The 24,495-nt window shown below is 45.4% G+C and carries 20 protein-coding genes and 1 pseudogene; 12 read left to right on the top strand and 9 right to left on the bottom strand.

The window, feature by feature from the left end; all coding sequences use genetic code 11:
- Positions 1-112 precede the first annotated feature (112 nt).
- The 6 genes and pseudogenes from PPM_RS21685 to PPM_RS21660 all read left to right on the top strand — a co-directional run bounded on the left by PPM_RS21685 (position 113) and on the right by PPM_RS21660 (position 5,697).
- The gene (locus PPM_RS21685) at positions 113-1,222 is read left to right on the top strand and encodes a TolC family protein (protein WP_016324709.1); all 1,110 of its coding nucleotides are present in this window, start codon (positions 113-115) and stop codon (positions 1,220-1,222) included.
- A gap of 35 nt (positions 1,223-1,257) precedes the next feature.
- Positions 1,258-2,718 (top strand): efflux RND transporter periplasmic adaptor subunit, encoded by a 1,461-nt coding sequence (locus PPM_RS21680; RefSeq protein WP_016324708.1) that lies wholly within the window; start codon positions 1,258-1,260, stop codon positions 2,716-2,718.
- The gene (locus tag PPM_RS21675; protein ID WP_016324707.1) at positions 2,715-3,452 is read left to right on the top strand and encodes an ABC transporter ATP-binding protein; all 738 of its coding nucleotides are present in this window, start codon (positions 2,715-2,717) and stop codon (positions 3,450-3,452) included. Before PPM_RS21680 ends, PPM_RS21675 begins: the two co-directional genes overlap by 4 nt.
- Entirely contained in the window at positions 3,449-4,663 is a 1,215-nt protein-coding gene (locus tag PPM_RS21670; RefSeq protein WP_016324706.1) for an ABC transporter permease, read from the top strand. The genes PPM_RS21675 and PPM_RS21670 overlap by 4 nt, the downstream gene beginning before the upstream one ends.
- Positions 4,664-4,806: 143 nt before the next feature.
- Positions 4,807-5,181 (top strand): annotated as a pseudogene (locus PPM_RS21665) (polysaccharide deacetylase); the annotation flags it as partial.
- A gap of 39 nt (positions 5,182-5,220) precedes the next feature.
- Positions 5,221-5,697, top strand: a complete 477-nt coding sequence (locus PPM_RS21660) for an RNA polymerase sigma factor (protein ID WP_016324704.1) — start codon at positions 5,221-5,223, stop codon at positions 5,695-5,697.
- A 133-nt stretch (positions 5,698-5,830) separates the two neighbouring features.
- On the opposite strand, the gene PPM_RS21655 is transcribed toward PPM_RS21660, so the two are convergent.
- From PPM_RS21655 to PPM_RS21615, 9 genes are all read right to left on the bottom strand, one after another.
- A complete protein-coding gene (locus tag PPM_RS21655) occupies positions 5,831-7,111 on the bottom strand; it encodes a DUF4038 domain-containing protein (protein WP_016324703.1) in 1,281 nt (426 codons plus the stop codon).
- A gap of 75 nt (positions 7,112-7,186) precedes the next feature.
- Positions 7,187-8,488, bottom strand: coding sequence for a PTS sugar transporter subunit IIC (locus tag PPM_RS21650; RefSeq protein WP_013372971.1), 1,302 nt, complete (start codon positions 8,486-8,488; stop codon positions 7,187-7,189).
- Between the two features lie 156 nt (positions 8,489-8,644).
- On the bottom strand, positions 8,645-8,944 hold the full coding sequence (locus tag PPM_RS21645; protein ID WP_013372970.1) for a PTS sugar transporter subunit IIB: 300 nt from the start codon (positions 8,942-8,944) through the stop codon (positions 8,645-8,647).
- Positions 8,941-9,297, bottom strand: a complete 357-nt coding sequence (locus PPM_RS21640) for a PTS lactose/cellobiose transporter subunit IIA (RefSeq protein ID WP_016324702.1) — start codon at positions 9,295-9,297, stop codon at positions 8,941-8,943. Before PPM_RS21640 ends, PPM_RS21645 begins: the two co-directional genes overlap by 4 nt.
- Before the next feature lie 187 nt (positions 9,298-9,484).
- A complete protein-coding gene (locus tag PPM_RS21635) occupies positions 9,485-11,431 on the bottom strand; it encodes a BglG family transcription antiterminator (protein WP_016324701.1) in 1,947 nt (648 codons plus the stop codon).
- A gap of 131 nt (positions 11,432-11,562) precedes the next feature.
- Complete coding sequence (gene glpK / locus PPM_RS21630) at positions 11,563-13,104, bottom strand: glycerol kinase GlpK (RefSeq protein WP_016324700.1); 1,542 nt, start codon at positions 13,102-13,104, stop codon at positions 11,563-11,565.
- Positions 13,105-13,119: 15 nt separating this feature from the next.
- Positions 13,120-14,055 (bottom strand): transketolase family protein, encoded by a 936-nt coding sequence (locus tag PPM_RS21625; RefSeq protein ID WP_016324699.1) that lies wholly within the window; start codon positions 14,053-14,055, stop codon positions 13,120-13,122.
- A gap of 3 nt (positions 14,056-14,058) precedes the next feature.
- Entirely contained in the window at positions 14,059-14,904 is an 846-nt protein-coding gene (locus PPM_RS21620; protein ID WP_013372964.1) for a transketolase, read from the bottom strand.
- Between the two features lie 23 nt (positions 14,905-14,927).
- On the bottom strand, positions 14,928-16,388 hold the full coding sequence (locus PPM_RS21615; protein ID WP_013372963.1) for an L-fucose/L-arabinose isomerase family protein: 1,461 nt from the start codon (positions 16,386-16,388) through the stop codon (positions 14,928-14,930).
- Between the two features lie 426 nt (positions 16,389-16,814).
- Here PPM_RS21615 and PPM_RS21610 point away from each other — a divergent pair, with 426 nt between their 5' ends.
- The 6 genes from PPM_RS21610 to PPM_RS21585 all read left to right on the top strand — a co-directional run bounded on the left by PPM_RS21610 (position 16,815) and on the right by PPM_RS21585 (position 24,485).
- Positions 16,815-18,254 (top strand): 6-phospho-beta-glucosidase, encoded by a 1,440-nt coding sequence (locus tag PPM_RS21610; protein ID WP_013372962.1) that lies wholly within the window; start codon positions 16,815-16,817, stop codon positions 18,252-18,254.
- Positions 18,255-18,529: 275 nt separating this feature from the next.
- On the top strand, positions 18,530-19,360 hold the full coding sequence (gene licT, locus PPM_RS21605) for a BglG family transcription antiterminator LicT (RefSeq protein ID WP_013372961.1): 831 nt from the start codon (positions 18,530-18,532) through the stop codon (positions 19,358-19,360).
- A gap of 250 nt (positions 19,361-19,610) precedes the next feature.
- Positions 19,611-21,500, top strand: a complete 1,890-nt coding sequence (locus PPM_RS21600) for a beta-glucoside-specific PTS transporter subunit IIABC (RefSeq protein WP_013372960.1) — start codon at positions 19,611-19,613, stop codon at positions 21,498-21,500.
- Between the two features lie 221 nt (positions 21,501-21,721).
- A complete protein-coding gene (locus tag PPM_RS21595) occupies positions 21,722-23,212 on the top strand; it encodes an alanine/glycine:cation symporter family protein (protein WP_013372959.1) in 1,491 nt (496 codons plus the stop codon).
- A 153-nt stretch (positions 23,213-23,365) separates the two neighbouring features.
- On the top strand, positions 23,366-23,971 hold the full coding sequence (locus PPM_RS21590) for a bifunctional transcriptional activator/DNA repair enzyme AdaA (RefSeq protein ID WP_013372958.1): 606 nt from the start codon (positions 23,366-23,368) through the stop codon (positions 23,969-23,971).
- Entirely contained in the window at positions 23,952-24,485 is a 534-nt protein-coding gene (locus tag PPM_RS21585) for a methylated-DNA--[protein]-cysteine S-methyltransferase (RefSeq protein ID WP_013372957.1), read from the top strand. Before PPM_RS21590 ends, PPM_RS21585 begins: the two co-directional genes overlap by 20 nt.
- Positions 24,486-24,495 lie beyond the last annotated feature (10 nt).

Below are 24,495 nucleotides of genomic sequence, written 5' to 3'. Positions count from 1 at the left end.
TGAAAAGAAGAAAAGTCTCAAGTGGGATACAGAAGAAAACACATAATTCGTATAACAACGTAATTATAAACTATATTTAAATCGATACCATATTTTTAAAGTGGGGATATCTATGAAAAAACGTATGTTCATTTTATTGCTGCTCGCCTTGTCGGCCAGTTCTTTATCAGAGTCCTTTGTTCAAGCAGAGGAGGCACAGCAGCAGGTTAGCAAAGCAAGTGTGAAATTAACATTGAGTCAAGCCCAGCAGTGGGCACGATCCAATAGTTTTAGCTTGAAGGAAGCCCAGCAAACGATAGATCGCAACCGGATTATGCTGAAAAATGCAGGCAAGAATCTGGATTTCATTCCTGCAGGTCAAGGCAACGGTGAAGAAGATGCGGCTAGTAGTTCAGCATGGAAGGGGTATGCTTCATCGACAGTTTCTTATTTGGAATCCAAAAAGCAAATCGAACTTGCCCAAGATCAGACAGATTACACTGCAATGAAGAATTATTATGACGTACTTCTGGCTGATAACAAAGTCAAGAGTAGTGAGGATGCACTTTCGCTTGCGTTATTGGAGGAAAAAGCTGCTGAAGCGAAGGCCAACCGTGGGAAAATTTCTCCAGGTGATCGAAGTACGATTATTCAGACTCGTATAGAGGCTCAAAAAAATGTAGACATTGCTAAAGCTGCACTGCAAAAAGCGCAGGATTCGCTTAATACACAAATGGGACAGTCACAAGGAAATTTATATGAACTGGTGGACCGACCCGTTTACCGGAAGATGGATAACGTAAATCTGGATACACTGGTGTCGCGTGCCATCTCAGCGAGTCCTTCGGTATGGAGACAGGAGGAGGCAGTCAAGCTAGCAAAAATGGAAATTAAATATTACACGTGGAACTCGGGGACGGATGACTATGAAATTAAACAGATAGATGTAGATTCAGCACAAGGCGGACTGGAAAATACCAAGGATCAACTAGCAGAAACACTGAAGAGTATGTACTTTAACTTACAGCAAAATGAAGAACAATACGAGCAAATGCGAAGTAATCTACAGAACCTTAATAAAGTGTTGGACATTTCTCGCAAAAGAAAGGCACGTGGACTTGCAACAGGTACGGAGGTCGCCACGAATCAGTTGAAAGTAAAGCAAATCGAACGGAATATGGATGAACTCATTGTTCAAATGACGCTGCTGCAACATGCTTTAAACAAGCCGTGGAGTGTATAGGATTTAGCAAAAATACAATTTAAGGGGATATAACATTGTCGGAAACAGAAAAGAAAGATAAAGATTCATTACAAGTATTAAGAAAGAAAAGAAGAGTGAAAAGGAGCATAGGTATTCTGATCTTGCTCATTATAGCGGGAATTGGCGGTACGATCTACATGAAAAGGGGCCAGGAAAAGCCTGTGGAGGCTCCGGCGAATCAGGTCGTACAGGTACAGAAAGCTAACATAACCGAGTCGCTTAGCGTGACTGGAACCGTTCAGGCTTCCAAGGAAGTAAATATTAATTTTACAAATGTCGAGGGTGCCAAGCTCGTCGCTGTCAATGTCAAAGCAGGAGATAGCGTCAAGGCAGGTCAGGTGCTAGCACGACTAGATGATTCAGATGCCAGGCTGCAAATTAAGGATGCCGAATCCAATGTCGCAATTGCAAGGGCCAAACTGGACGAAGCCAAGCGCGGACCCAAAACGAATGATATCGAGCTACAGAAAGCAAATGTCTTAAAGGCACAGATGGCGATTAAAACAGCCAAGAACGCGATGGAATTAGAGGAAGCTGCTGCGCAAAAGGAGGCAGCCAAGGTGACTTTGGATAAAGCCCAGAAGGATTATGATGACCAGGCTTATCTGGTTCAGAATGATGCGGCTGCAGAAAGTGACCTGGCGACAGCCAAGCAAAATCTGGACAAGGCAAAACTGGATATGAGCAATGCGGAGCTGCAGTACAAGAAGGCACAGACCAAGCAAACTGAGGCGATCGAAGAGGCGGAAATGGGCTATAAAACAGCATTAATACAATTAAAGGCTGCACAGTCCCCGCCTGAAGCTTCCAACATCCAATCTGCACAAGCTTCTTTATTGCAGGCTGAAACGGCATTGGAGCAGAAGAAAAGTGTTCTGAGTAAATTGCAGGTTACGGCGCCGTGGGACGGAATCATTTTGAAGGTCAACGGCGATGTAGGCACTAGTCCTACTGCACCTTTTATTGTCATGAATAACTCCAACACAGGGGTTATGAAGGTTCTTGCCAAGGTGAACGAAAGTGATATTGCTAAATTAAAGACCGGGCTTCAGGCGACAATGCACTCGAACTCATTCCCAGACAAACAATTTAAAGGCGAAGTACGCTTTGTTTCACCAGAGCCGGTGACGGAAGCGAATGTGACTACATACAAAATTGAATTGTCTTTGGATAGCCAAAACATAAGGCTGCAACCGGGGATGAATATGGATGTATCCCTACTGTTAGCTGAACACAAAAATGCGCTGTCTGTGCCGTTGTTTGCCTTGAGGTCTGAAGGCGGTGTGGACGGAGTATATGTGGCGAAGAACGAGGCGAATCCGGCGGATTATGAGTTTAGACCGGTGAAACTGGGTGTGTATACAGCGGACCAGGCCGAAATCAAATCCGGTGTCAAAGAGGGTGAAACCATTGTGATTCCTCCTCAGAACAGCAGTGCTGACCCGAATGGCAGTGGAGGGGGACAGGCACAATGAGCGAAACTCAATCCAGTAAAACCGTTATTGAAATTAAAGAGTTGAAAAAAAGATATGAGGTAGGCGGTCAGGAGATTCAGGCTCTACGCAGTGTGAACTTATCTATTAACGAAGGTGAGTTTGTGGCTATCATGGGACCCTCTGGTTCAGGCAAATCCACCATGATGAATGTCATCGGTTGTCTGGATCATCCGGATACAGGCGAATACTACCTGGATGGATATTCCATATTAGATGCTCGTGAAAATGAACTTTCGGAGATTAGAAATGAGAAGCTAGGTTTTGTATTTCAGAAATTTTATCTGCTGCCTCGTACTACAGCTTTAGCAAATGTGGAACTGCCTATGATGTATGCAGGTGTTCCTGCCAAGGAGCGTCGGGAAAGAGCAATAGAGGCGCTTCGGATGGTGGGTCTTGCAGAACGGATGTATAACAAGCCTAATGAGCTCTCTGGTGGTCAGCAGCAGCGGGTTTCCATCGCCCGAGCCTTGGTGAATCATCCGGTCATTCTGCTGGCGGATGAGCCTACGGGCGCACTGGACACGAAGACAAGCATCGAGATTATGGAGCTGTTCCAAGGCTTGAATGAGCAGGGAAAAACCATTGTCCTGGTTACTCATGAACTTGAAATAGCGGAATATGCCAAACGATTGATCAGCTTTCGGAATGGTAACATTGAGCGAGATGAGCCGATTAAGAATAGACGAATTTCATCAAGGGTGGTAAGTCTATGAATTTGATGGAAACGATCCGTGTATCGATGAATAGCTTAACTACCAACAAGATGCGCTCATTTTTAACGATACTCGGTATTATTATCGGGGTGGCAGCGGTGATTGCCATTATGGCCATCGGAAACGGCTCAAAGGCCAGTATTAAGGAGGAAATCAATAAGTTAGGGAATAACGTGCTTCTGGTTGCTCCCGTCATGCCAATGACCGAGGAAGAAATAAATCAGGACACCTTGCCCTCATTTACTTGGACAGATGTCGAGGCATTGGAACAAAAGAGTTCGATTGCAGCAATGATGCCCCGCATTTCAAACAGTTCAAAAGCTGCGTGGGGTCGATATAACTATAATGCAACCATTGTAGGGACATCTGCTTCATTTTATAAGGCCAAAAAGTTTTCCTTTGCCGAGGGCAGAACATTTACCAACGATGAGATGGATAAACGTAGGAATGTTGCCATTTTGGAAAGCCAAGCGGTTGTGCGTCTTTTTGGTGGGGATACCCAAAATGTATTGGGACGAACGATTCAAATCAAACAGATCCCTTTCAAAGTAATCGGAGTATTAAATACCCAGCCTGTTACGAATTTAAGCTACAGTACCAATGATCAAATCTACATCCCTGCTACAACCATGATGAACCGTCTGGGTGAGAAAAACATTACTGGTCTGGAGGTATCCGCCAAGTCACCAGGCTTGATGGGTCAGGCTCAATCAGACATATTGGAAAGCTTGCGTGTGACGCATCAGCTAAAACCTTCGGAACCGGATCAATTTCAAGTAATGAGTCTGTCCGAAGCAGCAGGTGCAGCATCCGGTGTAGATAATATCATGACCAGCTTGCTGGGAGGTGTAGCTGCGATCTCGCTCGTGGTAGGAGGAATCGGAATTATGAATATTATGATGGTATCGGTTATAGAGCGCACGAAAGAAATTGGGATTCGAAAAGCCATCGGTGCCAAGCCAAGAGATATTATGATTCAATTCCTGTCCGAAGCCGTCATTTTTGGTCTGCTGGGAGGTATGCTCGGGGTGGTTACAGGCATAGGCGCCTCCAAAATAATCGAAGTAACAGCACACATGACCATTGAATTTACAATCTCGCCGATCCTATACTCGTTTCTTAGCTCCGCAGGCACAGGCATTCTATTTGGGGTATACCCGGCTTATAAAGCAGCAAGATTAAAACCAATAGATGCATTGAGATACGAATAATTGAATGGGCATATGGTCGAAACATAAAACGTGAACTGCTTCTAGATTTTTGGAGGAACAAATACTATGGAAAAAAGCTATGTGCAAAATAGAACCAGAGCTCATCGAATGAAGAGGAAGAGAAGAAGAATTCGAGCATTTTTATGAGCGATATTGAAAAAACAAATCAAATTTTAAAACAAGTACTGGGGCAGAATTTTTCGACAAGAGTGATTCGATTTCCAGGCGGTCATATGACATGGCAGAAAAACGACCCCGATGGTATGGAAGTGCTGGACAAAGCTCTACATGATAAGGATTATCATCAGATTGACTGGAATGTGTTACCTAAAGATGCAGAAGGTGCACCTAAGAATGCTGAGCAATTAATTAGCGAATTCATGAGGAATATGGGGAATAGAGAAAAAGCAGTGGTACTCATGCATGACACTTACGGGAAGGAAGAAACAGCCAAAGCCCTGCCTGAAATCATAAGATATTTAAAAAAGCAGGGATATGAATTTAAAACGATCAAGTAACGTACCGATTCAATCAAAACAGAAGGGATAAGCAATAATATGGATATTAAAGATCTGGAGGATCTATATGTATCTTGCAAATCAGATCTCTTTGGTTATCTATTGAGGATGTTGCATAACAAACAGGATGCTGAAGATTTGTTGCAGGAATGCTTTATTCGGTTCATAAGAGCTTCTCCTGATTTGCCCGAAGATCGTATTCGATTCTATCTTTTGAGAATTGCCAAAAATTTAGCTATAGATTTAATGAGAAAACGAAAAAAATTGGATGAATATACTTTGCGTAAGGAAATGCTCTACTACCACTGGGATACCTTCGATTTTGAAATTCAGGAAGAGGTCAATCGCATTCTTTTGCTGGCTAGTAATACAGAGCAAAGAACGGTACTTGAATTGCGATTAGTCCAAGGATACTCCATAAAGGAAACGGCTAGAATTTTAAACAAGAGTGAAAATGCAGTGAAGTCTTCGCTTCACAGAGCTTCCCAACGTATTAAATTGAGATTTATTTCTTAAACAATATGGAGTACTTGCTTTTTAAAACAAGAAGTAAGACAAACAGTCCCGATGAGAAAGTTCTTGATTGCGGGGCTGTTTGTATGTTGTACATAGTAGGTGAAATGGTGAAAAAGGCGGTAAGTAATCACGGTTATTTTCTTATGCCGATCAGCAAGACATCAGCTTCAAAATCATGCATACCAATGATCGTGATCTGCTCTTGCATAGAGATTGAAGCTGTGCCAAAACGACGATTCTCCAGGTCAATGACCGTGAAGTCATATTCACTTAAATCCACGTTTAGCTTCAGCACAGTGTTGATTGGAACGTAGATGGCGACCTTGGTGTAATCGGCGCTTACAGCCGCACGGATTTCTTCCGTATTTTTAAGCACTATGTTCCAAGGCTGCATATCCGTAATTCCATATATCCCGAAGAGCCATTTGGCCAATCCATAATCCCATGCCCCTTCAAACTTAAGTGCAGACTGCCAATCATATGGACTGTCGAATCCCTCCCCAGTTACACCGAACTTTTTGCCTTTCCGATGCCAGCTCCAAATACCGTGGGCTCCATAGGTTATGCCAGCAGACGCCCCGGACAGAAGACTTTGCCAAGCTGCCTTACGAACATCGGCGCGGCTGAAGCGGCCATAGACTTTTCGACTGTAGCCCATCTGTTCATAACAGGGCTCTGAGTTGAGCACCGGTCGGGTGACAGGCTTATTACAGAAGTCCAGTGCGAGTGTATACGCTGTTGGTTGAAATTGTGAATTATGTCCTGACTGGTACATGTAAAAATCCAAATGGGGGTCATTAATAAATTCCTCTGGCAGTGAAGCTAATCTTCCTTGAATATGCAGAGTGGTCAGGCACTGCGGGCTGTGCTGTTTGATGGTATGGAGAGCAAGTCGGTAATATTGGTTGGCACGCTCGGAGGGGAAATCGGTGTCACCACTTATAATATATATGGGGTAGAATTTGGAGAACCGATCGGCAACATAACGCACATAAGGTTCCACTGCCCCAAGCGGCATTTTTTTCTCCTCACGAAGCTTGGCAGCCCACGTATCCGGGATATAATTACACCATAATAGGACCAGTGCAGGAACAAAACCTCTGTTTACAGCCATTTCGATCATCGTCTCGGCTCTGGTAAAGTATTCTTCGCTCAGCATATAGAAATTGTAGCTGCCATCCTCGGCATATGCGAAAGGCTCATAGTTCAAATCGCTGCCACTTGCATCCCATTGGCGCAGCATATTGATTTGCAGGACATTGAAGCCCTGACTTTTCCGGTAATCCAGATAATAGGCCCATTCCTCCAGCGTGATGTTGGTAAATGCGCTCCAAACCGTATCGGCCAAATAAAAAAAGGGGTTACCCTCATTCATGAAATATCGTTTGTTCTCAGCTATACTCAGTTGAATCAAAAGCTTCCTCTCCTAACGATTGTCATGACAGAAACGGTGACCGTGTATCCGTCCGCCGCTTCTGCCTTTTTTCTATTATAGGATAGCGGGACTTGCTGTGGTTTCACTTGCTTGCTTTTCCAATTGCTCTTGCGCTTCTTGTTCCTTCTTCAGAGCCTGCTTGTCCAGCGCTCTAAAGAACGGATAGTAGATCAGCATACTGATCGGGATGAGTACCAGTTGTGCGGCGGCTAGTTTCCAACTGCCCTCGATGAAGCCCAGAGCAAAGATAGGGGTGCCGAAAGGCGGGTAAATCCCGATTGGTGCGGGCAACAAGCCGATGTTGGTGGCAATATAGCCGAGCACCGCACAAATGATGGGGGCAACGATAAACGGAATGGCTAGCAACGGGTTCAATACCATTGGAATTCCGAAGATCAACGGCTCGTGAATTGAGAAAAAGGTACCTGGAAGACCAAGCTTGCCGATCGTGCGAAGCTGTTTGCTCTTGGCCAGGAAAACCAATAGTAGGGCAAATCCGAGCATTGGTGCATAGTTGCAGAAGATGGACCAGAAGGCCAGCCCGATAATGTTTGGAAGTGGAGCGCCTGCCTGGAAAGCGTCAAGGTTGGCTAGATCCAGGCTCATCCAGATGGGCTTCACGATAGCGAGTATAACAATTGCACCGTGAATTCCGAACATCCACAGAGCCTGCATAATGATCAGCGCGATAATCAAAGCGCCGAGTGATCCGCCCAACCCTTCCAGTGGTATTTGGAGATAAGTATAGATAAAATCGTGGACTGTACCAAATGAAGTCTGCATAAACAAACCAGCAACGATAACAAACACAAGGGCTACCAAGACGGCCGGGATCAAGCCTGAGAAGGTTTTGACAACGGTAGGCGGGACCCCGTCAGGCATTTTAATCGTCCAATTGCGGTCGACAATCCAAATATACAACCGTGCGGCAATCAAACCGACGATCATGGCAACGAACAATCCCTGCGCGCCGAGCCATTGAAGTGGCAAAGCACGGACTTTATCAAAGGTCTGGATCGGTGTAACAATAAGAAAAGAGAGAAGGGCGGTTGCCGCCGGAACAAGGGGGTCCTTGTCAAAAGCTTGCGCCAGTCTGTAGGCTATAAAAAATACCGCATACAGAGCAATGATGCCGGTGGTCATCGTTGATGCCAACCCGATTATGGCCTTCACGGGCGCAATAAGATTCTGGTAAGGTTCCCAAGCAAGTGCAGAGAAGAGAGTTGCAAATGCTCCGATAATCAGAAAAGGAAGGGTGGACATCAGCCCGTTGGAAATTGCGCTCATGTAACGGTTTTGCTGAATTGTACCCGCCACTTTTTGAAGCTTATAAGAGAATTTTTGTTGGCTAGCCATATTTATTCAACTCCTACTATAGACTTTCATCCGCCTATATAATAACTTAGATAACGCTTTCATTTGATGGAACACCATGTAGAATCATCATATATCGTTGCCCGATTTGACCAACCTCCTTGTTCGGGCTGATGAGTGAGCATCTGACTCTGACCATTACAGCTTAAGCGCGTCTCCTAGCACTTTTTCGCCGTTCATCATACCGTAGTCTACTATATTGATAACACTTACCTTAATGCCTTTAGGTTCATATTTTGCCTTGAAATCATCCTCCAGGTAGCCGACCTGTGGTCCAATCAGCAGCACATCCGTCTTGTCGGCATATTCTTTAAACGAACCTTCGGAAGTAGCCCTGATTTCAACCTCAAGGTTTTGCGCTTGTGCGGCCTTTTGCATTTTCTGTACCAACATACTTGTAGACATTCCTGCAGCACATACCAGTGTAATTTGTTTCATCCGTTGTTCCCTCCGTTGGAAGTGTGATTTGTGATTTCTTCATAGCGATTCAATCTGTTGTAAAGCTCAATCATATGTCCAGCCAGATCTTTAGTTGTGATGGCTGACATAAGATGATCTTGAGCATGTACCATAAGCAGTGTGACTTCGTGGACGGTTCCGCCAGCTTCCTGTTGAATCAGCCTCGTTTGTGATTTATGCGCTTTAACCAACTCGGCTTTGCTTTCTTCAAGCCGCTCTGCCGCCAACTGTGTGTTACCTTTTTGAGCAAGAGCGATCGCGTCCATCGCTTTACTCTTGGCAACACCTGAGTTAGTGATAATTCCCATAATAATTTCTTGATACTCCTCCATCTCGTTCACCTCATGCTTTTTTCTCTTTAACTTACAGATTCAGTGTATAGGTTTGCTGCCGAGATCTAAACCCAAGTCTTTTCCGCCAGTAACGGAAATTCATTCATTGCTACTACGCTTTCATTTTAAAAAGCTCCAAGCAGCACCCGCTCTGTGAATATCAGCTAGATGCACTGCGAAGCTTGGTTCAATACAGCTTATATTTAACGATAATCCTGGAGAATTCCTCGTACGTTTCGCATTTTAACATCTGCTGGACGATATCCGAATTGTCGACCAGTTCCATGAGATGGTTATACATTTTAGACGGTGGCTCTTTACCGTTTCTTTCAATGCTGAGGAGACAGATGAACTGCACTGGTTTGTCGCCCCACTCGATAGGTTGTTGAAGGGTACAGACCGCCCATACGGTTTGATTGCTTTGCGGAATGATAGGGTGAGGAACGGCTACCAAATTTCCGTAAGCCGTGGGTGCAGCCTGTTCTCGTTCCAGAACGAGTCCTATAAAACCTTCTGCAGAGCGGATCAGCCCTTCAGCATATATTTTTTGGCCCAGAAAAGAGATGACCTCTTCCTTGGTGGTAAAATTTTGTCTCAGAAATACGAGTTCCTCCCGAATGTAATGAAAATCAAACTCGGCTTCACCAGTCAGAAAACTTCCGATTTTGCCCATATCGCTGCCGCCAAGAAGTGTCTGCACGACCACGACCGGAACCGATAATGGCAGCTGAATGGGAATGGTGCTCACCACAAAGTCAATGTCATGGAGGGGGACCTGCTGAAGCTTGTAATATTCCGTTGTACCCGCCACTTCAAGCGAGCTGCCAAAAGTGCTTTGCAGTTTGTACTTGAGCAGCCGGGCGCTTCCAACTCCTGAAGTGCAGACGACCAGACAGCGTTTTGGCCGGGTGTTCATACGCTGTCGTTCGATGGCTGCTCCGATGTGAATGGCGAGATAGCCCATCTCCGCTTCCGGGATCGCAATATTCAGCTTGCTCTCGACCAGCTTGGCACCAATGACTCCCGCTTGAAAAGCCAGAGAGTAGTTGCTCTTGACATGCTCCAGCATGGGGTTTCGGATGTTCATCCCGTACTTTACCCGGTTCAGCGCCGGCTTCAGATGAAGGCAGATGCCTATGAGCAGTTCCGTATCACGGCTGATGTTCAGATTCAAATCCCTGTCGATCTCGGCGAGCATTTCCTTGCCCAATTCATAGATGTTCCAGTCCAGCAGCTTCTCGGGTCCCATGTCCTCTATTTGTTGTCCTTCAATTCCGACAAACCACTTGTTTCCGGCAAGATGCATGGCAATGTAGGCGATTTCATCTTCGGGAAAAGACAACTGCAATTCCTTTTCGATCAGCCCGACAATATGCTCGGCAGCCCGAAATTCGTCGGTGCCCCGCAGATCTCCTATTTCCGTCGAGAGCATAGCTACCTGGTTTCCGTCACGAATACGCTTGCAGGCGATTGCAATATGAATAGATAAATTGCTGAACGCGATATCGGAGAGCGTTACTTCATATTTCTGAGTCTGTTCCAGAACGATTCCGCAAATCAGCGTCATTTCGTGCGGGGTGACGATGCGCAGCGCTGCATGAAGTGTTCCGCCTTGTTCTTCGGAACGACTTACAATAAACTCGGACAAGCAAAACCGAAGCTGAACTTCATCACCCTTCAGTTTGACTCCGTAATTTGGCCGTTTGTCAATGGTGATTCCGTAGCCTTGTAGGGTTTGTTTGACCTCTTTGAAATCATTCTGCACCGTAGACTTGCTTATATATAGCTCATCTGCGAGGTCTTCCAGCTTCACATAATGATCAGCGAGCAGGAGACGCTTGATTAAATACAATTGCCGGTAGCCGGGAGAACCTGGATCATCGGGCTCGCCGGACAGGAACAACTGCTGCAGCAGCGCACGAAAGCTACGATTATCCGTAATTTTTAGTTCATATCCCCTTGAACGAACAGGTTCAATTGCTGCCCCGTGCTTGGATAGAAATTCATCCAGTTCCCGGATATCGCTGCGGATGGTACGTGAAGTAACCTGAATCAATTTGGCGAGATAATCACTTTTGACAGGAGCATCGGCAGCCAGCAAGTGCTGAAGAATTGAAACCATGCGTGCATTCATTCAAGGTTTCCCCCTTTCTGTAAAGCGGAATACAAGCAGTGTACATAAAAAACCTCCGATTATCCAAGTGTAACACCTGTAAAATAACCGGAAGCTTGTAGTAAGCTCAAAAGTAAATGAGGAAGATTCAATCAACAGTTAGCGGAAGAAGATGATGTAAGCGGTTGGTCTGAACGTATTACCATCTGCACAGCATTTTGCCAACCTGTATAAAGCCGCTGGCGCCTGACTTCATCCATACTAGGAGTGTAGTGCTCATATAGATTCTGATCAGAGGTGTTTCCCGTGACGATGCTTTTAGAATCTGACCAGTATCCGACTCCAAGACCGCCCAGATACACAGAGCCCATTGCAGACAGCTCGGCACAGGTAGAGCGGGTAACATGGGTACCCAAAATATCTGCCTGAAACTGCATGAGCCAGCTGTTAGATGAGGCCCCGCCATCTGTACGTAAACTAGTAAGGGGTACACCGGATTGTTCACGTATAAATTCTACCGCATCTCTCACTTGATACCCGATACTCTCCAGCGCTGCGCGCACAATATGTGCTTTGCCGTTTCCACGGGTCATACCCACAATTGCAGCACGTGCAGAGGGATTCCAGTAGGGAGCACCTAAACCAACAAAAGCAGGGATCAGATATACGCCCTCATTGTCCTGCAATTCGGTGATCATGGATTGCATTTCCTCAAATGACGAGAATAATCCTAAATTATCCCTTGTCCATTTTATACTGTCTCCGGTCGTACGTATAACGGCTTCCAATGCATAAGTAATCTTTCCTGAAGCCCCCCAGGCAATCGTTGTGACCAGGCCGTCACCGCCCTGCACGGGTTGCGAACCAATATTCATAAGTACAGATGTTCCAGTCCCATATGTCGCTTTGGCGTCGCCAGTCTCGAAGCAACGGTGTCCGTACAGTGCACCCTGTGAATCTCCGATTATGCCTGATATAGCTACTTGTTCGGCCCATAATTCCGCTTCCTGTGTATAGCCATACAAGGCATCGGATGCTTTTACCTCAGGGAGTATGGAGGAAGGCACACCAAATATACTGCACAAATCCATATCCCAAGCCAGCGTGTGAATGTTAAAAAGGGAAGTACGGCTGGCGTTGCTGTAATCGGTTGCATGTATTTGACCGCCTGTAAGTTTCCATAGCAGCCAGCTGTCAATGGTCCCCGCAAGTAGTTTACCTTCAGCAAGCAATTGGGAGGCATGAGGTACATGTTCCAAAATCCAATTGAACTTGGCGGCAGAGAAATAAGGATCGAGCATTAGACCTGTCTTGGAGCGTATAACATCTTCATAGCCAGTATTCTTCAAGCGTGTGCAGACCTCTGCCGTTCGCTGGCACTGCCATACAATGGCATTATAGATAGGCAAGCCAGTAGAACGGTCCCAGATCAGAGCCGTTTCTCGCTGATTCGTAATCGTTACTGCGGCCAGCGAGGAGGGAGAAAGTCCGGCTTTCTCCAGTACGCCTTTCGCAGCAATAAGCACATTGTGATATATCTCAAGCGGGTCATGTTCAACCCAGCCCGGCTGTGGGTAATATTGTTTGTGCTCCAAAGAATAACGGGTAATCACATCGCCCTGCTGATTGACCAGCAGAGTTTTGGTTCCAGAAGTGCTTTGATCGATCGCCAGAATATAGGTCTCGATATTCATTACAGCTACAGCTCCTTACTTGTTCATCAATTCGAGCACAATCTTGCTGATATTGTCAGAGGTAAGTCCATAATGTTCAAAGACTTCAGCTGTTTTGCCGGCAATCGCCGGTTCATCCGGTATGCCCAGCACTTTCATAGGAACCGGTTGATGTTGAACCACCACTTCTGCTACGGCAGCACCCAAGCCTCCGAATACACTATGTTCCTCCACGGTGACAATACCTCTCGTTTCCCGGGCTGCGGCGATGATCGCTTCCTCATCAAGTGGCTTGATGGTGTGCATATTGAGAACACAAGCTTTCACACCCATCTGCTGGAGCAACTCAGCCGCATCCAGAATAATACGGACGGTCTCACCAGCGCCAATCAGAGTAATGTCTGATCCTTCTCGCAAGGTGACAGCTTTTCCAATCTCAAATGGATAATCATCAGACGGATAGATATCCTCAACAGCATTACGTCCGATCCGTACATATGCGCCTCCTTCATGCTGAACCAGCGCTTCGGTCATTTTCTTGGTTTCATGACGATCGGCGGGGAGTAAGACCATCAAACCAGGAATCGCTCTGGCCACAGCAATATCTTGGACAGAGTGATGAGACATCCCCAGTGCGCCGTAGCTAACACCACCGCTTATCCCAATCAGTTTTACATTGGTTCCGGAATAAGCTACATCTACCTTGATTTGCTCAATACTACGCATACTCAGGAAGCAGGCAGGAGAGGTGACGAACGGCTTTTTACCGCTGTGTGCGAGTCCGGCAGACATACCGACGATATTTTGCTCGGCAATGCCTACTTCCACAAATTGTTCCGGATAGGCATCGGCAAAGGGGGCCATAGCAGCAGAGCCGCGAGAATCACTAGCCAACACCATAATATCCCGATCCTCTTTGGCAAGACTAAGCAACGTTTCACAGATGACCTGACGATTAGGGATTTTGTTCATTGTTTATCTCACCTGTCCTTCCCCGGATAATTCGTCTATTTCTTGCGTTAGTTCCGCCAGTGCGCGTTCAAGTTCATCATCACTTGGAATACGATGGTGCCAGCCTGGAACACCCTCGGCAAAGGATACTCCTTTTCCCTTGATCGTGTTTGCCAGCACCAACGTTGGTTTGCCTTCAATTTCGGGGACATTGCGGAATGTATGGATTAGTTCCTCCATGCTGTTGCCATCAATGGAGATAACATTCCAGCCGAAGGCGGCCCACTTCTCCTCCAGCGGCTCAAGTCCCATAACCTCCTCGGTTGTACCGCTGATTTGCAGGCCGTTGCGGTCAATGATGCCGACAAGATTATCCAGTTTGTAATGGGCACCTGCCATAGCGGCTTCCCAATTGGAGCCTTCAGCTTGCTCTCCGTCACCCATTAGACAGAATACACGGTAGGATCGTCCGTCACGCTTGGCAGCCAGTGCCATGCCGACGGAGATGGGGAGGCCATGGCCCAATGCGCCTGTATTCATCTCAACACCGGGAACCTTATTGTTCGGATGCCCAATCAGACGGGTACCGAATTGGCTATAGGTTTCCAGTTCTTCTTTAGGGAAGAAACCAAGGTCTGCCAGAATACACCATAAAGATTCGACGGAATGTCCTTTGCTGGCAATAAAGCGGTCGCGTTCTTCCCATTTAGGATTAGCGATATCAATATTCATGATTTCGTAGTATAGGGCGGTGAGTATATCCGTATTGCTCAGCGAGCCTCCCGTATGCCCTGTTTTGGCACGATGAATAATGGTGAGCAGGTCCTTACGGATTTGTGCGGCTTTGATTTTCAAGTCTAGGATTTCCATAGTGTCCTCCTGAAAAAATATAGTTAAACCAGAATACCCGACTTGGTGACAGCGAGATCGGAACCACGCAACCAGCGTTGGATTTCCTGTTCGGTAGGATCGACCGGATCTGCCTTAACGCCTGGAAGGTAATTGCAGGCCTCGTACAGAGCCGGGATGACGTTAGCGTGAATGCCAACACAGTGATGGACGTAAGGACCTTTGACGAGTTTTTCTTCCCAAAACGGCCAGTCGTTGACTTCTACCCAGACATACGAGCCGCGGGTATAGGGTCCCTCAATTCCTTTAGCTTTGCCGAGGAAAATGGAATAATCTCCATGATCACCATCAAAACGAGCGATGGTCATGCCGCCGCCTTTGATTTGTCCTTCATGTGTGCCTGGTGCGTGATCATCGAACAGGAAGTGCTTGCGCAGTTTGGGTTTGTTCTCAATAGACATGGATACTGGAAAGTTCCCGCAGTGAAATAAAAGTTCTCCATTGTCATTCTCAGGGTGACGTACTGTGATATCAGCAAAAAAGGTTGGCAGTTCGTTCATCGCAGCCGCTTGCACCATAACCGAAGTAATAGCTCCGTGAATATCGGTTTCGCAGGTGACCGGAATTTGTTCATCTGTCAAAATAGCATTTGCCAGACAAGGCATAATTCCCATGGCTTCCTGGAGGGAGGACCAGCATTGAATGGCGATAGCTGTACTTCCCGTTTCGATAGCGTAGGATTTCATGGCTACTTTAAGTGCAGCGATACGTCTGATATCTTCTTCGGTGACTTCACTGTAGTCCAGCTTTTCTTTGATATAATCAATCGCTTCTGAAAGCTCAGCACTGATCCCGGAGGCAATTTTCTTTGAACGGAGCTGAATATCTACTAGTGTGATTGGATGAATTTCAATACCGAATCGCTCTAACAGTTCCCCTTCATTGCAGATCATGGTCCAAAAGGAAGCAGGACGAGGGCCTATCTGAAGAATCCGTAAACTCTTGAACTGTCGTACTACATTGGCAGCTGAGATAAAGTTGTTAAAGCCTCGTTCAAATACCGGATCAGCTACACGACTGTTTGTGATATAGGTAAAAGGGACATTAAAGCGGCGAAGCACTTTTCCGCTGGCGAACAATCCACACTGGGTATCCCGCAATCTCATCCCGTCGGCTAGAGGAGCCTCATCACGTGGACCCCACAATAGAACCGGCTTGCCAAGCGCCTTGCCCACACGGGCAACCGTATCCTCGGTACCAAAATTGCAGTGGGGGAAGAAAACGGCGTCTACTTCCTCTTCCTTGAAACGTTTGATAATCAAGTCTGCGTTAATATGATCGTCATACAGTAAACCTTCTTCATTAAGTCCTTCCAAATCCACGATGTCCATGTTCATTCCGAAGCTCTCGATTTGTTTGCGAATGGCAACTTTGTAGCGGAATGCATCCTCAGCACTGAAGGTGAATCGTCGAGTAGGCGCATACCCCAGTTTCAGCTTTTTCATGAATAACTCTCCTTGTACTAGAAGTAAACAAATTAAAATCACACTAAACAAAACTAAACTATTGTGTACGAATTATATAAAGTTTTATTTTCAAAGTCATCGTATCACCTCTATAAACCGCTGTCAATTAGTCTGTTTATAAAAATTTAGGTGTTTAGTTTAGTTATTTTTCGAAAATAAACTAAAAAAATGTATTTGATTTAGAGTGAATCACGTATGTATCATATCTATTAAATTTGACAGGCTCCTAAATCTTTGTTAGAGTTTCAATCAAATATGAATAACCTTTTCATGGGATGTTACCGATAGGGCATAACCTGAACTGGCTTGTTTACACTGCAAGTGTAATCAGGCTGGTTTGGGTTTTTTTATTACTCATCACCCTTTCTGTATCCCTTTTATTACACATTTGGAAGGAGAACGTTTATGTCCAGTTATGTTTTTCCTAAAGACTTTTTATGGGGTGGTGCTCTTGCTGCCAACCAGGCTGAGGGGGCTTATTTGGAAGACGGTAAAGGGTTGAGTCTGGTGGATCTGCTGCCTACCGGAGAGAAGAGAAGAAGCATAATGAAAGGGAATGTTCCTTCGTTGACTCCACTTGAAAGCGAATTCTATCCTTCCCACGAAGCCATTGACTTCTATCATCACTATCGCGAGGATATTGCACTATTTGCGGAAATGGGATTCAAGGCACTGCGTGTTTCTATTGCCTGGGCTCGTATTTTTCCAACTGGAGAAGACGCTACTCCAAATGAAGCGGGGCTGCAATTTTACGATGATTTATTTGACGAATTGCATAAACATGGCATTCAGCCGGTTGTGACCCTTGCTCATTTTGACGTACCAGTAGCTCTGATCGAGAAATATGGAAGCTGGCGCAGTCGGAAACTGGTAGGTTTGTTTGAAACCTATGCCAAAACTGTATTCACTCGTTACAAGGATAAAGTCAAATACTGGATGACGTTTAATGAGATTAACATGCTGCTTCATTTGCCGTTTCTCGGTGCAGGGCTTGTATTTCAAGAAGGTGAAAACGTTAAACAAATTCAGTACCAGGCTGCGCATCATCAGCTTGTGGCAAGTGCGCTGGCGGTGAAAGCATGTCACGAGATCATTCCAGATGCAAAGATTGGCTGTATGCTTGCTGCTGGCAGCTTCTATCCGTATACATGTAATCCCGAAGATGTGTATCAGGGGATGGAAAAAGACCGCGAATCCTACTTCTTCATCGATGTGCAGTCACGCGGCGAATATCCTGGTTATGCGAAACGCTTCTTCAAGGATCATGGACTAAACATCGAGATGGAATCCGGCGACGCAGCCATTTTGAAAGATCATACCGTCGACTACATCGGATTTAGCTATTACTCGAGCCGGACAACCAGCACAGACCCGGAAGTTGTCAAAAACATGACCAGCGGTAATGTATTCGGCTCCGTGGCCAACCCATATTTGGACAAGTCAGAATGGGGCTGGACGATCGATCCAAAAGGATTTCGCATCACAGCCAACCAACTGCATGACCGCTACCAAAAGCCTTTATTCGTAGTGGAAAACGGTTTTGGGGCCAATGATGTGGTTTCGCCTGAAGGAGAAGTGAATGACGATTACCGAATCGACTATCTCAAGCGGCATATTGCCGAAATGGGCGAGGCTCTTCAAGACGGGGTCGAAATTATCGGTTACACCAGCTGGGGACCGATTGACATTGTCAGCGCTTCCTCCGGAGAGATGAAAAAACGCTATGGTTATATTTATGTAGACCGTGACAACGAAGGCAACGGTTCATTGAAGCGTGTTAAAAAGAAAAGCTTCCACTGGTACAAAAACGTAATTCATTCCGACGGTGAGAATCTCGGCGAATAATCGTACCACAAGGAAATAGGATCGGACGTCCTGAATCAACGGGGATTTCCGATCCTCGTTACTTGATTGAAAGCGTTGACAATCGTTCCTTTTCGGGCTATACTTGACCCAATTCCATCATTTTTAGGATTGTTACTGCATAGCAGGCAAAACCTAAGCCACGAATAAGCGGATTTTACAGTCTAGTTTATTTGGCGTGCTTCGGTTTTTTTTGTTTGCAATAAAGTGGATGGAGCATGAGTGGCTCTTGCTGGCATAGGGAACGGGGGATCGAGATGAATATAGCAAAGGTCATCAACAACAATGTAATTAGTGTCTACCAGACAGACGGTACAGAACTCGTGGTCATGGGTCGAGGGATTGCTTTTAAGAAAAAGCCAGGAGACAAAGTAGACGAAACCAGGATTCAGAAGGTATTTGCGCTGAAAAACAAGCAGACATCCGATAACTTCAAAATGCTGCTGCGCGAGGTACCGATGGATTTGATCGTGATTGTGGAGGAAGTCATTAATGACGCCAAGCATAATCTGAACAGAAAGCTAAACGAAAATATTTATGTTTCTCTGACCGACCATATCAATTTTGCTATTGAAAGGTACCGGGAAGGACTGGAAATCAAAAACGCGTTATTGTGGGAAATCAAGCAGCTGTACAAAGAAGAATTCGCTATTGGTCTGAGAACGCTGGAACAAATCAAACAAAAGCTCGGTATTGAACTGCCTGTGGATGAAGCGGCTTATATTGCCCTTCACATCGTGAATGCTGAAATGAACGAGGAAGTCATTACGACCATGAGTATTACGAAGTTCATCCAGCAAATTATCAATATCGCCAAGTACCATTTTAAGGTGGATTTTGACGAGGATTCTTTGAGTTATTTCCGCTTTATTACGCATCTGAAATTTTTCGCCCAGCGTGTATTTAAGGGAAATCACTATGAAAATAACTATGATCATTTATATGACATGATTAAGGAAAAGCACAAGGAAGCAGCCGCTTGTACGGAGAAAATCGGAACCTTTGTAAAAAAAGAATACGGTCACGAATTGACGAACGAAGAAAAGCTGTATTTGACTGTGCATATTGAACGAGTGGTGAATAGATAAGTTAAACCTTTTATTCGAAAAAGGATCAAAATAAAAGGTTAAATGTTTTTGTTGACAAATATGGTAGTTTAATTATATTATGTGAGTAACAGGAATTTAATAAGTTTTAACTGGGATTGTTACTGGTTATGCAGGCAAAACCTAAGTCATGAAAAATTGCGGGACTCAAGTGCCCACCATTTTTCAAGGCTTAGGTTTTTTGTGTGCCTAAATATGGTAAAAAGCCCCTTAGAACATGGAGGTGTCCATCATGAGTTATGAAAAACTGGCTAAAGAAATTGTGCACCTGGTAGGCGGCGAAAAAAATGTAGTATCGCTCGTACACTGCGCCACACGCCTGCGTTTTGTGCTAAAAGATGAGGCAAAAGCAGACAAGGCAAAGCTGGAAAAAACCGATGGAATTATTACGGTCAAGCAGAGCGGTGGCCAGTTCCAGGTTGTGGTCGGTAACAAAGTACCAGAAGTATATAATGCCATCGGCCAAGTATCCAACATTTTGAATGAAACTGGAAAAGAAGAGAATTCAGCTAAAGGCAAGAAAGGGTTTGGCGCTGTAATCGACGTAATTTCCAGCATTTTTGCACCGTTGCTCGGAGTTATGGCGGGGTCCGGTATTTTGAAAGGTCTGCTGCTGATTGCGAGCAACCTTGGCTGGCTGGTTCCGAAAGACACTACCTATATGATTTTGTATGCTGCGGCCGACAGCTTGTTTTATTTCCTGCCGCTCTTGTTAGCGGTTACAACGGCACGGAAATTCGGAGGTAATATCTTCGTTGCTCTGACCATCGCCGGAGGGCTGCTTTACCCGACGATTGTCACGCTGAAAACAGAAGGTACAGCAACAGACTTTTTCGGTATTCCTATTGTGATGATGAGTTATTCATCTACCGTTATTCCGATTATTTTAGCCGTGATCGTCATGAGTAAGCTGGAAAAATGGTGCAATCGCGTGATCCATGAGAGCGTCAAAAACTTTATTACACCTTTAATTCTACTTGTAATTATGCTTCCTCTGACCCTGATGGTTTTTGGTCCAGTCGGGGTGTATGTGGGCAACGCAATCGCTACCGCGCTCGTTGCTGCGTTCAGCTTTAGTCCGCTGCTGGCTGGAGCAATTCTTGGTGCTTGCTGGCAGTTGCTCGTTATTTTCGGGGTTCACTGGGGTCTTGTACCTGTATTTATTAATAACATTGCTGTTAACGGCAGAGACGGTATTAAGCCTTCTGCTGCGGCTTCTATCTTTGCTCAAACCGGTGCAGCGTTTGGGGTCATGCTGAAAACGAAAAATAAAAAGCTGAAAACGCTAGCGGGTTCCGCTACGCTTACAGCGTTGTTCGGTATCACAGAGCCAGCGGTCTATGGGGTTACGCTACCGCTGAAACGTCCGTTTATTGCAGGTATTATCGGCGGTGCTGTCGGTGGTGCCATTATCGGCCAAGCTGGGACGCAGGCATTTGCCTCTGGCGCACCTGGATTGCTGACCTTGCCGATCTTTTACGGTCCTGGCGGACAAGGTTTCCCGGGATTGATTTTAGGGATTACTGTTTCATTTTTGATCTCAGCTATCTTGACTTATATTTTAGGCTTCGAAGATCCAGTTGAAGAGGAAGAAACCACTGACAATTCGACTAAAGAGTCGACTTCTACAGTTGTCGTTTCTAATGAGGAGGTATTAAGCCCGATTGAAGGAACTGTGGTCGCTCTAACGGAAGTTCCCGATCCTGCGTTTGCTTCAGAAGCTATGGGTAAAGGTATCGCCATCCAGCCGACAACAGGCAGAGTCGTAGCCCCGTTCGATGGAACCATTACGGTGGCGTTCAAGAAAAAGCATGCGTTGGCAGTGGTTTCGCATCAGGGCGCAGAAGTTCTAATTCACGTCGGAGTAGATACGGTTAAGCTGGACGGTAAACATTTTACTTCCTATATTAAAGAAGGCGATCAAGTTAAAGCGGGAGATCTGCTGCTCGAATTTGATGTTGAGCAAATCAAGGCAGAGGGTTATCCTACGATTACGCCGGTTATCATCACAAATTCTTCTGAATATACGGAAATTCTCCCAATCTCTCAAGGGCAGATAGCTGAGCAGGCACCGCTGTTGAAACTATCTAGTGCTCCAAATGTGCAAGAAGATATCGCCTGAATTTCTTAAAGACCAAGCTCTGACGATCCACTTTTTTGGGTCCTCAGAGCTTTTTTGTCGTCCTTTCAGGTAGCAGATAAGTCGATTTGTAATTGACAATATGTCAATTAAATTAGCTTGTACGGTTGTAAAAACTAATCTATAATTTCTTGTAAATATGAAAAAATTTTCTGAAAACATTAACTGAATATGAATTGATGGATCAGGGGGAAATGCAAGGAATGTTAGAGAAGTGGGCAGAGGCAGTAAATGGCGTCATTTGGAGCAATCCTGTGGTATATGTCTGTTTGAGCGTGGGGCTATTATTTTCAATTATGACTCGATTTCTGCAAATCAGACATTTCAAAGAGATGATTCGCCTCGTCTTTAAAGGAAAAAGTTCAGAGGCAGGCGTTTCTTCTTTTCAAGCCTTTACGATGGCGCTATCGGGACGTGTAGGGACGGGAAATATTGCTGGGATTGCATTGGCAGTCGGTATGGGGGGACCTGGGGCAATATTTTGGATGTGGGTCATGGCTTTTATCGGATCGGCCACTGCGTTTGTTGAATCTACACTGGCTCAGATCTATAAGGTAAAGCGTGATGGTCAGTATCGAGGCGGCCCGGCCTTTTATATTGAAAAAGGGACAGGCTTAAAATGGTTTGCGGTTATTTTCGCAGTTGTAGCGTTGGTCGCTATGTGTTTACTGTTGCCGGGAACTCAATCGAATTCGATTGCGGTAGCTTTTCATAATTCGTTTGGTATGGATATGAAGGTTTCCGGGATAGTAGTTGTCGTGTTGCTGGCGCTTATCATATTTGGTGGTGTAAAAAGAATTGCCAATGTGGCACAGGTAGTCATACCCTTCATGGCACTTGGCTACATCCTTGTCTCTTTCTATATTATGGTGACGAACATTACTGCGCTTCCCGATGTATTTACCCTTATTTTTCGCAGTGCCTTCGGTATCGATTCAGTGTTCGGTGGTATAGCAGGGACAGCCATTGCCTGGGGGGTAAAACGAGGCATTTATTCGAATGAAGCGGGACAAGGTTCTGGTGCGCATCCGGCAGCAGCCGCAGAAGTGTCCCATCCAGCAAAACAGGGGCTGGTTCAAGCATTTTCCGTGTATGTAGATACTTTTTTAGTCTGTACGTCCACGGCTTTCATGGTCTTGTTTACAGGGATGTACAACGTGAAGGGACCGGGTGGGGGTTATATTGTGCAGCATCTCCCGGGTGTTGAAGAAGGAACACAATATACACAGGCTGCTATTGAATCGGTATTCCCGGGTTTCGGATCAAGCCTCTTGTCCATAACCTTGTTCTTTTTCGCCTTTACCACCATTATCGCCTATTATTACATCGCTGAAACCAATATGGCCTACCTGGTTGCCGACCGTAAAGCCAGATGGCCTATGTTCCTGTTAAAGTTGGTTATTCTGGGTTCGACCTTTTATGGAACGGTCGTCAAGGAATCTGCGTTGGCGTGGACACTGGGGGATATGGGGGTCGGTATTATGATGTGGGTGAATCTGATTGCTATGATCCTTTTGGCCAAGCCTGCGCTTCTCGTGCTTAAGGATTACGAGCGGCAACGGCGCCAAGGGCTAGACCCGGTATTTGACCCGAAGCAGGCGGGAATTTCAAATGCAGATTATTGGTCACAGGCATATCAGCATCCTTCAGATGAGACGAAGATTACGGTTGAACCCGGTAAGCTGCAAGCCTAAATAAGATAGAGAACTAAAATCAAAGGTGGCTCCGCGCGGAGTCACTTTTTTTCGTTATCTTGCTTTTACATTCCAGGAGGGGTACATATGTTCACTATTTAGTTTATAATTTGGATATGAGGAAGGGGACATTGCACAAGAGAGGGGATTAACATGAGCACATCCGATTTATCCATAACAGACGAAAAGTGGAGAGCTATTGTAGAAAATGACAAGTCTTATGACGGGGTATTTTTGTATGCTGTGAAGACAACGAAAATATTTTGTCGCCCCTCCTGCAAATCCCGACCTCCTAAAAGAGAGAACATCCGTTTATTTACATCAGCAGAGCAGGCTTTGGCTGAGCATTTTCGTCCGTGTAAAAGATGTAAACCGACAGGACAACGATTGCCTGATCACGACTGGATCGCAGGAGTTGCAGAATACGTAGATTCGAACTATATGAAGGACTTAACATTGCACGTCCTGGCAGAGATAAGTCATGGAAGCCCGTATCATTTACATCGTACCTTCAAGCGAATCATGCATGTCACTCCGATGGAATATATACAGCGTACTAGGTTGAAACAAGCGAAGAAGCTGCTTATTTGCTCACATCAATCTGTTGCGGAAGTGGGGGAGAACGTAGGTCTGTCCAATATCCCTTACTTTATTACGTTGTTTAAAAAGAATACAGGTTACACCCCGTTGCAGTATCGCCAACTCGAATCCAAAGCAACTCAAAAAGGAGGTACACAGCATGGTACATCAAATGAATAAAACGATCTATTGGTCATTATTGACGCACGAGGATTGGAATTTATATATTGCAGCTACATCGGAAGGATTATGTTATGTCGGTTCGCTTAATCAACCTGTAGAGGAATTGATAACATGGGCAGGAAGTCGATTTCCCGACAGTCCTTTAGTTGAAGAGGATATCGTTTTACAGCTCTATGCCAAGGAGTTGATTGAATATTTCCAAGGGGAGCGCACACATTTTACATTCCCTTTTGACTTTCATGGAACTGCATTTCAAATGGCTGTATGGAACGCGCTGTGTAATATTCCGTATGGGGAGACACAATCCTATTCAGATATTGCCAACGCTATTCAAAAGCCGAACTCTGTTCGTGCGGTAGGTTCTGCCATCGGTGCTAATCCGATTTTGGTCACCATCCCTTGTCACCGGGTCATTGGTAAGAATGGAGCTTTGACCGGGTATCGTGGGGGGCTGGACATGAAGGTGAAGCTTTTGCAGCTTGAAAAAAATCGCACACACAAATCAATATAGTAGTGAGGTT

It is taken from the genome of Paenibacillus polymyxa M1 (genome assembly GCF_000237325.1).
GTDB classification, from domain to species: Bacteria; Bacillota; Bacilli; order Paenibacillales; family Paenibacillaceae; genus Paenibacillus; species Paenibacillus polymyxa_C.
The sequence above is the reverse complement of the archived record's forward strand: the minus strand, read 5'-3'. Positions and strand labels throughout refer to the sequence as shown.